15 protein-coding genes are annotated in these 14,909 nt (G+C 65.7%); 8 read left to right on the forward strand and 7 right to left on the reverse strand.

Features of this window, described 5'->3' with window-relative positions; translation table 11 throughout:
- Positions 1-613: 613 nt before the first annotated feature.
- Positions 614-1,726, reverse strand: coding sequence for an enoyl-CoA hydratase/isomerase family protein (locus SFA35_RS05720; RefSeq protein ID WP_320576139.1), 1,113 nt, complete (start codon positions 1,724-1,726; stop codon positions 614-616).
- 154 nt (positions 1,727-1,880) lie between these two features.
- On the opposite strand from SFA35_RS05720, the gene ung reads away from it, so the two are divergent.
- Positions 1,881-2,573 carry a uracil-DNA glycosylase gene (gene ung / locus SFA35_RS05725; RefSeq protein WP_320576141.1) on the forward strand — a complete coding sequence of 231 codons (693 nt, stop codon included), beginning with the start codon at positions 1,881-1,883 and terminating at the stop codon, positions 2,571-2,573.
- 3 nt (positions 2,574-2,576) lie between these two features.
- On the opposite strand, the gene SFA35_RS05730 is transcribed toward ung, so the two are convergent.
- The 3 genes from SFA35_RS05730 to SFA35_RS05740 all read right to left on the reverse strand — a co-directional run bounded on the left by SFA35_RS05730 (position 2,577) and on the right by SFA35_RS05740 (position 5,579).
- Positions 2,577-4,076, reverse strand: a complete 1,500-nt coding sequence (locus tag SFA35_RS05730) for a tripartite tricarboxylate transporter permease (RefSeq protein ID WP_320576143.1) — start codon at positions 4,074-4,076, stop codon at positions 2,577-2,579.
- A gap of 3 nt (positions 4,077-4,079) precedes the next feature.
- Positions 4,080-4,538 carry a tripartite tricarboxylate transporter TctB family protein gene (locus SFA35_RS05735; RefSeq protein ID WP_320576145.1) on the reverse strand — a complete coding sequence of 153 codons (459 nt, stop codon included), beginning with the start codon at positions 4,536-4,538 and terminating at the stop codon, positions 4,080-4,082.
- A 63-nt stretch (positions 4,539-4,601) separates the two neighbouring features.
- The gene (locus SFA35_RS05740; RefSeq protein ID WP_320576147.1) at positions 4,602-5,579 is read right to left on the reverse strand and encodes a tripartite tricarboxylate transporter substrate binding protein; all 978 of its coding nucleotides are present in this window, start codon (positions 5,577-5,579) and stop codon (positions 4,602-4,604) included.
- Between the two features lie 195 nt (positions 5,580-5,774).
- Here SFA35_RS05740 and SFA35_RS05745 point away from each other — a divergent pair, with 195 nt between their 5' ends.
- Together SFA35_RS05745 and SFA35_RS05750 are read left to right on the forward strand one after the other, a co-directional pair.
- On the forward strand, positions 5,775-6,470 hold the full coding sequence (locus SFA35_RS05745) for a response regulator (protein ID WP_320576149.1): 696 nt from the start codon (positions 5,775-5,777) through the stop codon (positions 6,468-6,470).
- Positions 6,463-7,854 (forward strand): sensor histidine kinase, encoded by a 1,392-nt coding sequence (locus tag SFA35_RS05750; protein WP_320576151.1) that lies wholly within the window; start codon positions 6,463-6,465, stop codon positions 7,852-7,854. The genes SFA35_RS05745 and SFA35_RS05750 overlap by 8 nt, the downstream gene beginning before the upstream one ends.
- A 76-nt stretch (positions 7,855-7,930) precedes the next feature.
- On the opposite strand, the gene SFA35_RS05755 is transcribed toward SFA35_RS05750, so the two are convergent.
- Complete coding sequence (locus SFA35_RS05755; RefSeq protein WP_320576153.1) at positions 7,931-8,743, reverse strand: HDOD domain-containing protein; 813 nt, start codon at positions 8,741-8,743, stop codon at positions 7,931-7,933.
- A gap of 48 nt (positions 8,744-8,791) precedes the next feature.
- A complete protein-coding gene (locus SFA35_RS05760; protein WP_320576156.1) occupies positions 8,792-9,733 on the reverse strand; it encodes a folate-binding protein YgfZ in 942 nt (313 codons plus the stop codon).
- A 178-nt stretch (positions 9,734-9,911) separates the two neighbouring features.
- Here SFA35_RS05760 and SFA35_RS05765 point away from each other — a divergent pair, with 178 nt between their 5' ends.
- Both SFA35_RS05765 and SFA35_RS05770 read left to right on the forward strand, forming a co-directional pair.
- Positions 9,912-10,166, forward strand: a complete 255-nt coding sequence (locus tag SFA35_RS05765; RefSeq protein ID WP_320578854.1) for a succinate dehydrogenase assembly factor 2 — start codon at positions 9,912-9,914, stop codon at positions 10,164-10,166.
- Complete coding sequence (locus SFA35_RS05770; RefSeq protein ID WP_320576158.1) at positions 10,150-10,605, forward strand: protein YgfX; 456 nt, start codon at positions 10,150-10,152, stop codon at positions 10,603-10,605. The genes SFA35_RS05765 and SFA35_RS05770 overlap by 17 nt, the downstream gene beginning before the upstream one ends.
- Positions 10,606-10,658: 53 nt before the next feature.
- Here the strand turns inward: SFA35_RS05770 and nadB are convergent, their stop codons facing one another.
- Positions 10,659-12,263, reverse strand: coding sequence for an L-aspartate oxidase (gene nadB, locus SFA35_RS05775; protein ID WP_320576159.1), 1,605 nt, complete (start codon positions 12,261-12,263; stop codon positions 10,659-10,661).
- A 447-nt stretch (positions 12,264-12,710) separates the two neighbouring features.
- On the opposite strand from nadB, the gene rpoE reads away from it, so the two are divergent.
- The 3 genes from rpoE to SFA35_RS05790 are packed head-to-tail and all read left to right on the forward strand — an operon-like array spanning position 12,711 to position 14,863.
- Positions 12,711-13,292: an RNA polymerase sigma factor RpoE gene (rpoE, locus tag SFA35_RS05780; RefSeq protein ID WP_003252049.1), complete on the forward strand. Its 582-nt coding sequence runs from the start codon at positions 12,711-12,713 to the stop codon at positions 13,290-13,292.
- 30 nt (positions 13,293-13,322) lie between these two features.
- Positions 13,323-13,892 carry a sigma-E factor negative regulatory protein gene (locus SFA35_RS05785; protein WP_320576160.1) on the forward strand — a complete coding sequence of 190 codons (570 nt, stop codon included), beginning with the start codon at positions 13,323-13,325 and terminating at the stop codon, positions 13,890-13,892.
- An 8-nt stretch (positions 13,893-13,900) separates the two neighbouring features.
- The gene (locus SFA35_RS05790) at positions 13,901-14,863 is read left to right on the forward strand and encodes a MucB/RseB C-terminal domain-containing protein (protein ID WP_320576162.1); all 963 of its coding nucleotides are present in this window, start codon (positions 13,901-13,903) and stop codon (positions 14,861-14,863) included.
- Positions 14,864-14,909 lie beyond the last annotated feature (46 nt).

A 14,909-nucleotide genomic window follows, 5' to 3' on the forward strand; every position in this document is an offset into this window, starting at 1 on the left:
GTGTCGGCGGACCCCTGGTTCGTCGACGCAGGCCCGCGTCGCGGGTCGCGCCGTTTCGCGGTCCGGGAGGCCGCCTATGTCCCTATTTCCGAAGTCCCTATCGTGTCTGCCCCGGGCAAATGTTCGCCGAATACTGCTGGTTGCCTTGGTGGGTTCGCTCGTCACGGCGTGCGCGCGCTATGAGGGTGATGGCTACTACCAATCAACCCAGGTCTACACGACGAGCCCTTATCCGTACCCCTACGGCTATAGCGGTTACGGCTACAGCGGTGGGTTCTACAGTGGCGGCTATTACCGTGGTTACAACCGCGGCTACTACCCACCACCGCCCCCCAGTTTCTACCCGGGGCATGGCTATCGGCCGCCGCCCGGTGGAGGCTTTCGTCCACCGCCGGGGCCTGGCTTCCGTCCGCCGGGGCCGGGCATGCGACCACCGCCCGGGCCCGGCATGCGGCCGCCACCGGGTAGCGGCCGGCCCGGCGGACCAGGCCCGGGCGGCGGCCACGGTTTTGGCGGCGGTCATGGGTTCGGCGGTGGCCATCAAGGCGGCTCGCGCTAGTTGTGGAGCGAAAGATCTGTCTGTGTCCATATGGGCAGATCTTCGGCGTGCGACTCAATACTCCGACAGATCCGCCAGCGGATGCCGCCCCTCCCACGCCTTGCTGAAGTGCGCATCCACCACTGCCGGCGGAATGCGTGCGACATCCGGCCAGTGCCAGCGTGGCTTGTGGTCCTTGTCGATCAATCGCGAACGCACGCCCTCGCTGAATTCGGGGTGACGACAGCAGTTCAGGCTCAGGGCGTATTCCATTTGCAGCACCTCGGCCAGCGACATATGCCGCGCGCGGTGGATCTGCTCCCACACCAGATGCGCGGTCAGCGGGCAGCCTTCGACGAGGGTGCGGCTGGCCTTGGCCAGCAGGGCGTCAGGCTGATTGCGCCAGGCACCGAGGGCCTTCCACGCGCAGACTACGTCGCTGACGTCGAGGGCCTCGTCGATCAAGGCGCGTCGTGGCAGCCATTGTGCCTCGGGCAACTGGGCCACAGCTTGCTGCTGCAGAGCCTTGAGCAGGCTGTTGAGCTGCATGGCGGTCTGTTCCTGCCAGTTGAGCTGCAACAGGCCGTGGATCAGAGCGTCCTGTTGCGAGTCTTCGAGGAAGCGGTCGGCCAGGCCCAGGTCGAGGGCGTCGCGGGCGTTGATGTGGGCCCCTGTCAGGCCGAGGAACAGGCCAAGCTTGCCGGGCAGGCGGGACAGAAACCAGCTGGCGCCGACGTCCGGGTACAGGCCGATGCTGATCTCGGGCATCGCCAGGCGGCTGCTGGGGGTGACGATGCGTACGTTGGCGCCCTGCAGCAGGCCCAGGCCACCCCCCAGCACGTAGCCGTGGCCCCAGCACAGCAGCGGTTTGGGGTAGGTGTGCAGACGGTAGTCCAGGCGGTACTCGGCGGCGAAGAAGTGTGCCGCCAGCGGCGGCACCTGGCCGGGGTGTTGGCGGCAGGCATTGACCAGCCCGCGCACGTCACCGCCGGCACAGAAGGCTTTGTCGCCATTGCCGCGCAGCAGCACGCAGACGATCTGCGGGTCCTGCGCCCAGCTTTCCAGGCGCTCGGCCAGGATCTGGATCATGGGCAACGACAACGCATTGAGGCTTTTCTCGGCGTCCAGAGTGGCGATGCCGATGCGCGCGCCGTCGACGCCGGTCAGTTCTTCGAAATTCAGATTCATCGAGTCCTCTCATGGCTGCCTCGGCCTGATCGGCCGGGGCTGGGGATATCGCTCAAGTATGGCCGCTGGTGCAAAAACCGCTGGCTGCTGGTCGGATGATTGACAAGGGCGGCCCTCACTTTTAGTGTCCGCGCATTGCGAAACGGATGGACACATGACCAGCGACGACCGTATCAAACTCGAACCCAGCTGGAAGCAGGCGCTACGCGCCGAGTTCGAGCAACCCTACATGCAACAGCTGCGCGAATTCCTGCGCCAGGAGCATGCCGCCGGCAAGGAAATCTACCCGCCCGGGCCACTGATCTTCAATGCGCTGAACCTGACCCCGCTGGATCAGGTCAAGGTGGTGATCCTCGGCCAGGACCCCTATCACGGCCCGGGCCAGGCCCACGGCCTGTGCTTTTCGGTGCAACCGGGCATCGCCACGCCGCCGTCGCTGGTCAACATCTATAAAGAGCTCAAGCGCGACCTGAACGTCGACATCGCCGCCCATGGCTGCCTGCAGCACTGGGCGGAGCAGGGCGTGCTGCTGCTCAACACCACCCTGACCGTGGAGCGGGCCAATGCTGCATCCCACGCCAACCGGGGCTGGCAGCATTTCACCGACCGCATCATCCAAGTGGTCAGCGAGCATCAGCCCAATTCGGTGTTCCTGCTGTGGGGCGCCCATGCGCAGAGCAAGAAGAAGCTGATCGACGACAGCAAGCACCTGGTGCTGACCTCGGTGCACCCGTCGCCGCTGTCTGCCTATCGCGGCTTCCTCGGCAACGGGCATTTCAGCCGCACCAACAAGTTTCTCGAGCAGCACGGCCTGGCCCCGATCGACTGGGCCCTGCCGGCACTGTGACGGTCAGCCGCGGGCGAGGCGGCGCTTGCGCCAGATGCGCAGCAGCGGCAGCAGCAGCATGCCGGCGGTCAGGCACCACACCGCCGTGGTGATGGGGCTGGCGTAGAGGATGTCGAGGGCGCCATTGGAGATCGACAGCGCCCGGCGCAGGTTCTGCTCCATCAGACCGCCGAGAATGAAGCCCAGCAGCACCGGCGACAGCGGGAAGTCCAGCTTGCGCAGGATGTAACCGAAGATGCCGATGCCGACCATGAGGAACAGGTCGAAAGTGGTGGCGTGAACCGCGTACACGCCGATCGCGGTGATGATCGCGATCACCGGCACCAGGGCCCAGTTGGGCACCGCGAGGATGCGCGTGAACACGCGGATCATCGGGATGTTGAGGATCACCAGCATGATGTTGGCGATGAACAGCGAGGCGATCAGGCCCCAGACGATGTCCGGTTGCTGTTCGAACAGCAGCGGGCCGGGGGTGATGTTGTACAGCGACAGCGCGCCGATCATTACCGCCGTGGTCCCGGAGCCCGGCACGCCGAGGGTCAGCATCGGCACCAGGGCGCCGCAGGCGGTGGCGCCGATGGCGGTTTCCGGGGCGGCGAGGCCGCGCTTGTCGCCCTCGCCGAACTCGCCGCTGGCGCCGGCCAGGCGCTTCTCGCTGGTATAGGCCACCGCGCTGGCGAGGGTCGCGCCGGCCCCTGGCAGCACACCCATGATGAAGCCCAGCACGCCGCAGCGGATGTTCACCCAGAACACCGCCGCCGCTTCCTTGAAGTTGAACATCATGCGCCCAGTGGCCTTCACCGCGACCTGCCCGCGGTGGGTCTTCTCCAGCAACAGCAGGATCTCGCTGATGGAGAACAGCCCCAGCACCAGCACGACGAATTGAATGCCGTCGGTGAGGTGGATGTTGTCGCCGGTGAAGCGGTACACACCGCTGTTGGCGTCGATGCCGACCGTGGCCAGAAACAGCCCGATCAGCGCCGCGATAAAGGTCTTCAGGGGCTTGTCGCCGGCCATGCCACCCAGGCAGACGATGGCGAAGACCATCAGCACGAAATATTCCGCCGGGCCGAAGGCGATTGCCCATTTGGCCAGCATCGGCGCGAACAGCACCATGCCGCAGGTAGCGATCAGCGCGCCGATGAACGAGCTCCAGGCCGACAACGACAGCGCCACCCCGGCCAGGCCCTTGCGCGCCATGGGGTAGCCGTCCAGGGTGGTCATGACCGTGGACGCCTCGCCGGGAATGTTCAGCAGGATCGAGCTGATGCGTCCGCCGTATTCGCAGCCCAGGTACACCGCCGCCAGCAGGATCAGTGCCGACTCGGGCGGCAGGCCGAGGGCAAAGGCGATCGGGATCAGCAGGGCCACGCCGTTGATCGGGCCCAGGCCCGGCAGCAGGCCGACCACGGTGCCGATCAGTGTGCCGCTCAAGGCGGTCACGAGGTTGTAGGGGGTCAGGGCGACGCCGAAGCCTTGCCCCAGGTATCCAAGGGTATCCATGATTCAGTTCTCCACAAAGTCGAGCAGGCCCAGGGGCAGCGGTACGTCCATGGCCTTGTCGAACAGCAGGTACAGGGCGACGCTCATCAGGCTGATGACCGCCGTGGCGGGCAGCCAGCGGCCGCCATACAGGCGCGCCATGGGGATGCCGGCCAGGACGCTGGCCAGCACGAAGCCGAGGCTCTCGAACAGGCCGGCGAACAGCAGCAGAAGGCCGGTGCAGGCGGCGATCTTCTTCACCGTGGCGCAGTCCAGCGGTGGTTCTTCGGCACTGCGCACGATGACCCCGGGGCGCCAGGCCAGCCAGGCCAGCGCGGCGGCCAGCAGGGCAAGCATCAGCAGCGGGTAGGCACGCGGGCCCACCGGTTCATAGGAAAAAGGGGCCTGGTAGGGCCACGCCATCGCGGCCAGCAACCCGCAGGCGAGCAGCAACGTCAGCGCAAAGATGCGTTGAGCGGTCATGGGCAGATCTCCGTGTCAGTCGGCACACCTGCCCCCGGGCGGGGCAGGCGTCGGCGCGTGCGCCTATGGGATGAGGCCGAATTCCCTGGCCAGCAGCTTGTAGTCGGCGACCTGCTGCTTGACGTAGGTGTCCAGCTGCGGGCCGGTCATGGCGAAGGGGAACAGTTCGCGTTGTTCGCGCAGGGTCTTGAAGTCGTCCGAGGCGAGCATCTTGTCGAAGGCGGTCTTCCACCAGGCGTACTCGGCGTCGGTCACCTTGGGGCCAACGTAGAAGCCACGCACCACCGGCCACACGATGTCGTAGCCCTGCTCGCGGGCAGTGGGGATCTGCGCCATGCCGGGTTTGTCCAGGCGCTGCTCGGAGAACACCGCCAGCAGGCGCATGCCGCCGCTTTCCAGGTGCGGCATGGAGTCGGAGATGTCGGTGCTGCCGACCTGGATGTGGCCCCCGAGCAGCGCGGTGACGATCTCGCCACCGCCTTCCAGGGCCACGTAGCGCAGCTCGCGGGGCGGGATGCCAGCGGCCTTGGCGATCAGGGCCGTCTGCATCCAATCCTGGCTGCCGACCGTACCGCCGGAGCCGATCACCACTTTGCTGGGGTCCTGGCGCAGGGCCTGGACCAGGTCGTCGAGGGTCTGGTAGGGCGAGTCGCTCTTCACCGCAATGGCGCCGTAACTGGTGCCGACAGCGGCCAACCAGCGCACCGCGCCTTCATCGAAGCGGCCGAACTTGCCTTGGGCCAGGTTGAGCAGCGAGCCGCTTGACCAGGCCACCAGGGTCCCGGCATCGGCGGGGCGCTGGGCGACCACGGCGTTGTAGGCCACGGCGCCAACCCCGCCGGGCATGTAGGTGACGCGCATCGGCTTGCTCAGCAGCTTCTCGTTGACCAGCGCACTCTGGGCCAGCTTGCAGGTCAGGTCGAAGCCGCCACCGGGTGCAGCCGGGGCGATGCATTCAGGGCGTTTGGGTTCGCTGGCAAGGGCCGGGGCGGCCAGCAGCAAAGCAGCGGTGGCCAGGTAAAGCGGGCGCAGGGATAGCATCTGGGTAGGTCTCCTGGTGTTTCTTGTTATTTTCTTCTGTCGAAAAACGCCCTCGGGGGCGTTGTTTCATAGGGTGACAATTGCCAGCCTGCGGGCATGTTAGGGCATCAACCTTTCAGCAAACTTTCACGTTAGACTCCAGCCGCATCGGCCCTTGCAGCAGCAACCGGCGTTCAGAAACAAGAGGAAAAGAGCATGCGCGTACTGCTCGTCGAAGACCATCCGCCCCTGGCTGAAAGTATCGCCCAGGCGCTCAAGAGCGCCGGGTTGAGCGTCGATGTGCTGACCGATGGCGTGGCCGCCGACCTGGCCCTGGCCAGCGAGGACTACGCCATGCTGGTGCTGGATGTCGGCCTGCCACGCCTTGACGGTTTCGAGGTGCTGGCGCGTCTGCGCGACCGTGGCAAGACTCTGCCGGTGCTGATGCTGACCGCGCGCAGCGAGGTCAAGGACCGCGTCCACGGCCTCAACCTGGGCGCTGACGACTACCTGGCCAAGCCGTTCGAGTTGACTGAGCTGGAGGCGCGGGTCAAGGCCCTGCTGCGCCGCAGCCTGCTTGGTGGCGAGCGGCAGCAGCGCTGCGGCGTGCTGGTCTACGACCTGGACACACGACGTTTCAGCCTGGCCGATGCGCCGCTGACGCTGACTTCCCGCGAGCAGGCCGTGCTCGAGGCGTTGATCGCCCGGCCCGGGCGGGTGATGAGCAAGGATCAACTGGCCGGCCAGGTGTTCGGCCTCGACGAGGAGGCCAGCTGCGACGCCATCGAAATCTACGTGCACCGCCTGCGCAAGAAGCTCGACGGGCATGCCGTGGCGATCGTCACCTTCCGCGGCCTTGGCTACCTGCTGGAGGCGACCGCGCCCGTCGTGGCGTGCCAACGCGATGCCTAATGCCGAAAGCCTGCGCTGGCGGCTGCTGCGCAACCTCGCCGCATTGCTCGTGGTGCTGATGCTGGCCAGCGGCCTGAGTGCCTACTGGAATGGCCGCGAGGCGGCCGACAATGCCTATGACCGCACGCTGCTGGCCTCGGCCCGGACCATCGCCGTGGGCATCTCGCCGACCGACGGCAGCCTCAGCGTCGACGTGCCCTGGCTGGCGTTGGACCCCTTCGCCTATGACAGCGCGGGGCGTATCTATTACCAGGTCAATGACATTCATCAGCAACCGATCTCCGGCTACGAAGACCTGCCGCCCCCGCCCGCCGACACGCCGCGCACCGACGCCTATCCGGCCCTGGCGCGGTTCTACAGTGCTCGTTATCGGGGCCAGGACGTGCGCGTGGTGAGCTTGCTCAAGCCGCTCAACGAGCCGCACATGATCGGCATGGCCGAGGTGCGCGTGGCAGAGACCGATCAGGCCCGCGAGGCCATGGCCCGCAGCCTGATGGCCGATACCCTGCTGCGCCTGGGCATGCTCGGGCTGGGCGCGCTGGGGTTGGTCTGGTACACCATCAGCGGCGCGCTCAGCCCGTTGGAACGCCTGCGCACGGCAGTCGCGGCCCGTGAGCCGGACGACCTGCGGCCACTGCCGCTGATCGAGGTGCAGCAGGAGTTGCAACCGTTGGTGCAGGCCTTGAACAGCTTCACCGAGCGCCTGCGCCGGCAGTTCGAGCGCCAGGGCCAGTTCATCGCCGACGCCGCCCATGAGCTGCGCACCCCGCTGGCGGCGCTCAAGGCGCGGGTCGAACTGGGCCTGCGTTCACCGCACGCAGACGCTTGGCAGGCGACCTTGCAGGCGGTGGCCCTGGACACCGACCGCCTGACTCACCTGGCCAACCAGTTGCTCTCGCTGGCACGGGTGGAAAACGGCGCGCGTGCCATCGCCGAGGGTGGTGCGCAGCGCCTGGATCTGGCGCAGCTGGCCCGCGAACTGGGCCTGGCCATGGCGCCGCTAGCGCATCGACGCGGTATCGCCCTGGCCCTGGAGGCCGAGCAGCCGATCTGGCTGCGCGGAGAACCGACACTGCTGTACGAGCTGTTGAGCAATCTGGTCGACAATGCCCTGGCCCACACCCCGTCGGGCGGCAACGTGGTATTGCGGGTGCGCCAGCCGGCCGTGCTGGAGGTCGAGGACGACGGCGCTGGCATTCCTCTTGCCGAGCGCGAGCGGGTCTTCGAGCGCTTCTATCGAGGCAGTACCCAAGGCACCGGCCTTGGCTTGGCAATCGTCGGCGAAATCTGCCGCGCGCATCTGGCCCAGGTCAGCCTGCATGACGGCGCGGCGGGCGGGCTGCGGGTGCGGGTGGAGTTCAGGGCTGATGTGGATTTGCCTTGATCGCCGCCTGTTCAGTCGGTTGCGCGGTGTCAATGCTCGCCAGCTTCGCCGGCTCCTGCGCTGCACACGCCCCTGGTCAACAAAACATGTCACGAGCCGCCTGCAGCTGCTCGTCGGTGATCGGCGCTCCGAGGTTCAGCCGCAGCTGCCGATACGCCGGCAGGTCGGCGAGCGCCGCGTAGGGGTGCCGGCCGCGCTGGTTGAGCAGGGTCGCTACCTGCACCACGTCGCCATAATCGGCGCGCGGTGACTCGCGCTCCAGGTCCAGGTACTGCCCGGGCACCCTGGCCAGCGCCGCCGGGAATTCCCACTTGCTGAGGATCTTGGCGCCGATCACCGGGTGGATGGAATCGATGACGTGGTTCAGGCACACCGGGTCGGAGAGCAGTTCGTTGTTGTCCTGTGCATAGGTGAGGATGGGCAGCACGCCAATCTGGTGAATCAACCCGGCCAGGGCGCCCTGGTCCGGCTGCAGGCCGTCGAACCGTCGACAGATGGCATAGCTGATGCCAGCGACTTCCTGGCTCTGCTGCCAGACCTCGCGCAGCTTGCGCTCGACCACACTGGAGCGGGCGTGGAAAATCTGTTCGATGACCAGACCGATGGCCAGGTTGCAGCTGTAGTTGACCCCCAGCCGGGTAATGGCGGTGTGCAGATCGGTGACTTCCACGGCGGCGCGCAGCAGCGGGCTGTTGACCACCTGGATCAACCGCGCTGCCAGCGCTGCATCGCGGCCGATGACCCGGCTCAGGTGGCTGACACTGATTTCGCTGTCTTCGGCCGCTTCGCGAATGGCCAGAGCCACTTCCGGGAGCGTCGGCAACACCAGGTCGTCCCTGTCAATGGCAGTCAGCAGATCCTTCTGCACCACATCGGCGAGCTCGCTCATCGGCTATCTCTAGTGAAGGTCAGCACGGCAGGCCGCGACCGGCGCCGGTCAGCGCTGGATCTCGCGGTCACGGTCCAGCGTATAGGGCAGGTCGAGCAGGGTCAGGCGGGCGCCCTCGACGCTACCCAGATGCAGATGGCCATGTTCGGCGGCGTCGGCGCGCAGCACTGCCAAGAGCTCGATGCCTTCGCTGCCCCGCGCGGCCAGTACCACGTCGCCCACGGCGCTGGCGTGGATCGGCGAGAACAGGCTGGTGCCCGGCTCCGGTACCACGTCGCCTTCGAGCCGCAGGCGGTACAGATGCTGCTTGAGCTTGCCCAGATACTGCATGCGCGCAACGATTTCCTGGCCGGTGTAGCAGCCCTTTTTGAAACTGACGCCGTCGACGGCCTGCAGATTGAGCATCTGCGGGATGAACGCCTCGCGGGTCTGCGCCATGACCTGGCCGATGCCGGCACGCACCTGGCCCAGCAGCCAGTCGTTCAGGCCGGCCTCGCGGGCGTGTTGCGCAACCACGGCGCGCGCGCGCTCGGCGTCGGCAGCCGGGACCCAGAGTTCGGCCCGGCCCGGCGACACGCGAATGGCGATCAGGCCGTCGGCGCGTACCACCGCACCGGTTTCGGCGGACAGTTCCAGGCCCAGCGCGCGCAGGGCGGCGTCGCCGTGCTCCAGGCCCAGGCGCAGCCAGGCAGCGCTCTCGTCGGTCAATTTGGACTTGGAAAACACTGCGTATTTTTTCAGGTCGGCCAACTGCGGCTCGATCAGGTCGCTGGCCATGGCCAGCAGGCAACCATCTCCTTCGAGCAGGATGCGAAAGCTCGACTGCATGCGCCCCTTCTGGGTGCAGCGTGCGCCAAGGCTGGCGAAATGATCGTTGAGGTAGTTGATGTTGCAGGTCAGCTGACCTTGCAGGAACTTGCCGGCATCGGAGCCGCGGACGGCCAGGACGCCTTCGTGGGACAGTGCGCAGAAAAAAGCGGAATCGGCCATGAGTCATCGCAGGGAGAATAGACTGGGCACCATGATAGAGCGCGCGGGGCAAAATAGGTAGGCGCCCGGGCAGTTGATTGCCGCCAGCGACGGTTACGTTTGCGCGCAGATTGGCACGCTCGTGCCAGGGCACCTTCCTGTATACTTCGCGGCCTGTTTCGAGGAGAGCTGCATGGCCATGGTTGAAGACGTTGAACTGAATCGCCTGTACTGGCATAGCCGGCGCGGCATGCTGGAGCTGGACGTGCTGCTGGTGCCGTTCGTGCGCGAGGTGTACCCGCATCTGAACGACGTCGACCGCGACGTCTACCGGCGCCTGCTCGAATGCGAAGACCAGGACATGTTCGGCTGGTTCATGGAGCGCGCCGAGTCCGAAGACGCCGAACTGCAGCGCATGGTTCGCATGATCCTCGACCGTGTCCAACCCAAGTGAAGAACGCTTCGAATATCACTGGCAGCCCTCGCGCCGCCTGCTGATCGCCTACGCGGCGGGGCAGGGCGCGGCGCTGCTGGCGTTGATCCTGCTGGATATCGGCAGCCTGGTGCGCGGGTTGGCGATAATCGCCTGCTGCGCCCACGCAGCCTGGGTGCTGCCGCACCGCATCAGCCTGAGTCATCCCGCCGCCTGGCGCGGCTTGCGCCGCGATGCGCGAGGCTGGCATCTGTATTCCCCGGCTGACGGTTGGCAGGCCGTGCAACTGCAGCCCGACTCGATCGCCCAACCCGGCTTCATCCTTTTGCGCCTGCGCCGCCCCGGCCAGTGGTTCAGCCGCAGCCAGTGCCTGCTGGGCGACTCGCTGGCTGCCGATCAGCACCGCCGTTTGCGCGTATTGCTGCGCTTGAGCCGTGCGAGGTGGGCAGCGGCACGCTAGTGCCCGGCATCTCCAGGGCTCAGTCCACAGCCAGTGCCCCTTGTAAGTCCTCCTCAGAACGCCGCGAGTATCGTGTCCTTCGCCTCCGGCAGCAGCTCTGGATAGTCCAGCGTGTAGTGCAGGCCGCGGCTTTCCTTGCGCTGCATGGCCGACTTGATCATCAACTCGGCGACCTGGGCCAGGTTGCGCAGCTCGATCAGGTCGCGGCTGACCTTGTAGTTGCTGTAGAACTCGTCGATTTCGTCCAGCAGCAAACGCACCCGGTGCTCGGCGCGCTGCAGGCGCTTGGTGGTGCGCACGATGCCGACGTAGTCCCACATGAACCGCCGCAGTTCATCCCAGTTGTGCGCAATGATCACGTCTTCGTCTGAGTCGGTCACCTGGCTGGCGTCCCACACCGGCAGGTGCTGCGGCATGGCCACCTGGGGCAGGCGGCTGACGATGTCGGCGGCGGCCGAGCGGCCATAGACGAAGCATTCGAGCAGCGAGTTGCTGGCCATGCGGTTGGCGCCGTGCAGCCCGGTGAAGCTGGTTTCGCCAATGGCGTAGAGGCCGGGCACGTCAGTCTGGCCGTGGTCGTCGACCATCACGCCACCGCAGGTGTAATGGGCCGCCGGGACCACCGGGATGGCCTGGCGGGTCATGTCGATGCCGAACTCCAGGCAGCGCTCGTAGACGGTCGGAAAGTGCAGCTTGATGAATTCGGCCGGCTTGTGGCTGATGTCCAGGTACACGCAGTCCACGCCCAGGCGCTTCATTTCGTGGTCGATGGCGCGGGCGACGATGTCGCGGGGGGCGAGTTCGGCGCGGGCGTCGAAGCGTGGCATGAAACGCTCGCCGTTGGGCAGCTTGAGGTGGGCGCCTTCGCCGCGCAAGGCTTCGGTGATCAGGAAACTCTTGGCCTGCGGGTGATACAGGCAGGTGGGGTGAAACTGGTTGAATTCCAGGTTGGCCACTCGGCAGCCCGCGCGCCAGGCCATGGCGATGCCGTCGCCGCAGGCGCCGTCCGGGTTGCTGGTATACAGGTAGACCTTGGCCGCGCCGCCGGTGGCGACCACCACGAAGCGCGCCGCGAAGGTGTCAACCTCGCCGGTGGCGCGGTCCAGCACGTAGGCGCCCAGGCAGCGCTCGCCGCTCTGGCCCAGGCGGCGCTCGGTGATCAGGTCGACGGCCACACGCTGTTCCAGCAGCTCGATGTTGGGCTGCTCCTGGGCCTTGGCCAGCAAGGTGCGAAAGATCGCCGCGCCGGTCGCATCGGCTGCATGAATGATGCGTCGGTGACTGTGGCCGCCCTCGCGGGTCAGGTGGAATTCGAAGCCGCTGTCTTCGTTCTCGCCGTGCTCATCGCGGGTGAAGGGCACGCCCAGCTGGATCAGCCACTCGATGGCCTCGCGGCTGTGCTCTACGGTGAAGCGCACAGCGTCTTCATGGCACAGCCCACCGCCGGCGTCCAGGGTGTCCTCGACATGGGACTGCACCGTGTCGCTGTCGTCGAGCACGGCGGCCACGCCGCCCTGGGCCCAGAATGTCGAGCCGTTGGCCAGGTCGCCCTTGCTGAGCACGGCGACGCGCAGCTGCGCGGGCAGGTTCAGGGCCAGGCTGAGGCCGGCCGCGCCGCTGCCGATGACCAGGACGTCGTGTTGAAACTGTCGGCTCATGAGAGGGGTCCGCGAATACGTTTATTGTTATGTGCTGGCGCAGCTGGGCGTTGGCCTGTGCACGAGGGCCTAGTATATAGGGGGGTGGAGCGGCACAATAGCAGGATGCCAGTTTTCACCGGGTGACCTTGCAAAGCGGCGCGCCCACCTCCACTTAAATAGTGGGAACTTATTACCAGCGCCCGGAATCAATAGAAGGTTGCCCCTGAGACGGGAGAACAGCGTCGGCTTTGCCGTCTGTCGGTCATGACGACCAGGGAGGCGGGCTCGACGACAAGATTATTGACGCAGCCGGCCAGGACCGCGCCGCGTTTTTCGTGCAGGCAAAGAGATTGCCTGCAGGAAACTTGCCTGGAGGGGAGAACTTTTGCCAAAAGCCCGAGTCTATGGTTGCAAGCCTGAACGCTCGCTGAAGCAACGCTCCTTCAGGTTCATCGAGGAGTGTTCATGCTAACCCAGGAAGAGGATCAGCAGCTGGTCGAACGCGTTCAGCGGGGCGATCGGCGAGCTTTCGATCTGTTGGTGCTGAAATACCAGCACAAGATTCTCGGGTTGATCGTGCGGTTCGTGCACGACACCCACGAAGCCCAGGACGTTGCCCAGGAAGCTTTTATCAAGGCATACCGGGCGTTGGGCAACTTTCGCGGTGACAGTGCGTTCTATACGTGGCTGTACCGTATCGCCATCAACACGGCGAAGAATTATCTGGTGTCCCGCGGACGCAGGCCGCCAGACAGCGACGTCAGTTCCGAAGACGCAGAGTTCTACGACGGCGATCATGGCCTCAAGGATCTCGAGTCTCCCGAGCGGTCGTTGTTGCGCGATGAAATCGAGGGCACTGTCCATCGAACCATCCAGCAGCTGCCAGAAGATTTGCGTACGGCTCTAACTTTGCGTGAATTTGACGGTCTTAGTTATGAAGACATTGCCAGCGTCATGCAGTGTCCGGTCGGTACCGTGCGTTCGCGGATTTTCCGCGCCCGGGAGGCCATTGATAAAGCCTTGCAACCTTTGTTGCAGGAAACCTGAGACAGCGGCGACAGCCAAGAGAGGAACGCAATGAGTCGTGAAGCCCTGCAGGAATCGCTGTCCGCGGTGATGGATAACGAAGCGGACGAACTGGAATTACGCCGGGTGATTGCTGCCCTGGAGAATCCTGAAACCCGTGCCACCTGGGCTCGTTATCAGGTTGCCCGGGCAGTCATGCACAAGGACCTGCTGGACCCGCACCTGGACCTGTCGGCTGCAGTTTCGGCGGCCATCGCCGACGAAGTCGCGCCTGCCAAGGCCGGCCGTGGCCCATGGCGCAGCCTGGGTCGCCTGGCCGTTGCTGCCTCGGTGACCGTTGCCGTGCTGGCCGGCGTGCGTCTGTACAACCAGAACGACATTGCGGGTGCCCAACTGGCCCAGCAACAGCCTGCCGTACAGCAGAACGTTGCCATGCCGCAGGTCAAGGGTCCGGCTGTTCTAGCCAATTACAGCGAAAGCTCGGACCAGGCGCCCGTCTTGCAGGCCCAGCCTGACCAGCGTGCGCAAGGTTACATCCGCCAGCATGCCCAGGATTCCGCTGTAAAGGGCACTGACGGTGCTCTGCCTGCTGCTCGCGCTGCCAGCGTGGAAAACCGTTAAGCGAGACCATGCGCGCCTCCTATTCGCAGCGCGCCCTTGCGTTGACAGTCACCCTGCTGAGTGGCGGCCTCACCTCCCCGGTGCAGGCTGCCACCGATGCCGCCCAATGGCTGGGCCGTTTGGCCCAGGCCGAGCAGCAGCAGGGGTTCACCGGTACGTTCGTGTATGAGCGCAGCGGCAATTTCTCCACCCACGATATCTGGCACCTTGCCAACCATGGTCAAGTCACCGAGCGCGTACTGCAGCTTGATGGACCGGCTATCGAATCGTTGCGCGTCAACGGCGCCGCCCGCTGCCTGAGTAGCGATCCCTCTTCTGCTGCGCTCAACCCCACACCCGCCTCCGAGCAGCGCTTGGATCCTCTGAAGCTCATGTCCTGGTACACCTTGACGGTCGGTGGCAGTTCGCGCGTGGCCGGGCGCGAGACCCAGGTGGTCATGCTGCGGCCCAAGGATCAACAGCGCTACGGTCTGCAGCTTTATCTCGACAAACAGACCGGGCTGGCGCTGAAGTCCTTGCTGGTGGGTGATCGCGGGCAATTGCTCGAGCGGTTTCAGTTCACCCGATTTACCCCAGGCAACCCCGACGAGCTTGAGTTGGCCGCCAGCAGCAATTGCAAGCCGGCAGTGGCCGCGCTGGTGGCCAGTCGAGCGGCAGCGGCCAGTTGGCGTAGCGACTGGCTGCCGGCGGGTTTCGAGCTCAGCGGCAGTTCGGTGCACGTCGACCCCGAGCGCAAGGTGCCGGTGGCCAACCTGATCTATGGTGATGGCCTGGCGCGCCTGTCGGTGTTCGTCGAGCCCATCGGCTCCGGGACCTCCCCGGAAAGTCGCCTGCAGCTGGGCCCGACAGCGGTGGTATCACGACACCTGGAGCAGGCGGGCACCGAAATGCTGGTGACAGTGGTGGGCGAGGTGCCCATGGGCACCGCCGAGCGCGTGGCGTTATCGGTGCGGGCTGACGGTGCGCGCTGATCGCCGATATCTTTTGAAACGGACATCTTTTGAAATACAGAGTGAC

It is taken from the genome of Pseudomonas sp. HR96, assembly GCF_034059295.1.
Lineage (GTDB): Bacteria > Pseudomonadota > Gammaproteobacteria > Pseudomonadales > Pseudomonadaceae > Aquipseudomonas.

What these genes read in the sequence shown, in the direction of transcription:
- SFA35_RS05720 (WP_320576139.1), bottom strand. Translation starts at nt 1,726, where the DNA reads ATGAATCTGAATTTCGAAGAACTGACCGGCGTCGACGGCGCGCGCATC.
- ung (WP_320576141.1), top strand. Translation starts at nt 1,881, where the DNA reads ATGACCAGCGACGACCGTATCAAACTCGAACCCAGCTGGAAGCAGGCG.
- SFA35_RS05730 (WP_320576143.1), bottom strand. Translation starts at nt 4,076, where the DNA reads ATGGATACCCTTGGATACCTGGGGCAAGGCTTCGGCGTCGCCCTGACC.
- SFA35_RS05735 (WP_320576145.1), bottom strand. Translation starts at nt 4,538, where the DNA reads ATGACCGCTCAACGCATCTTTGCGCTGACGTTGCTGCTCGCCTGCGGG.
- SFA35_RS05740 (WP_320576147.1), bottom strand. Translation starts at nt 5,579, where the DNA reads ATGCTATCCCTGCGCCCGCTTTACCTGGCCACCGCTGCTTTGCTGCTG.
- SFA35_RS05745 (WP_320576149.1), top strand. Translation starts at nt 5,775, where the DNA reads ATGCGCGTACTGCTCGTCGAAGACCATCCGCCCCTGGCTGAAAGTATC.
- SFA35_RS05750 (WP_320576151.1), top strand. Translation starts at nt 6,463, where the DNA reads ATGCCTAATGCCGAAAGCCTGCGCTGGCGGCTGCTGCGCAACCTCGCC.
- SFA35_RS05755 (WP_320576153.1), bottom strand. Translation starts at nt 8,743, where the DNA reads ATGAGCGAGCTCGCCGATGTGGTGCAGAAGGATCTGCTGACTGCCATT.
- SFA35_RS05760 (WP_320576156.1), bottom strand. Translation starts at nt 9,733, where the DNA reads ATGGCCGATTCCGCTTTTTTCTGCGCACTGTCCCACGAAGGCGTCCTG.
- SFA35_RS05765 (WP_320578854.1), top strand. Translation starts at nt 9,912, where the DNA reads ATGGTTGAAGACGTTGAACTGAATCGCCTGTACTGGCATAGCCGGCGC.
- nadB (WP_320576159.1), bottom strand. Translation starts at nt 12,263, where the DNA reads ATGAGCCGACAGTTTCAACACGACGTCCTGGTCATCGGCAGCGGCGCG.
- rpoE (WP_003252049.1), top strand. Translation starts at nt 12,711, where the DNA reads ATGCTAACCCAGGAAGAGGATCAGCAGCTGGTCGAACGCGTTCAGCGG.
- SFA35_RS05785 (WP_320576160.1), top strand. Translation starts at nt 13,323, where the DNA reads ATGAGTCGTGAAGCCCTGCAGGAATCGCTGTCCGCGGTGATGGATAAC.
- SFA35_RS05790 (WP_320576162.1), top strand. Translation starts at nt 13,901, where the DNA reads ATGCGCGCCTCCTATTCGCAGCGCGCCCTTGCGTTGACAGTCACCCTG.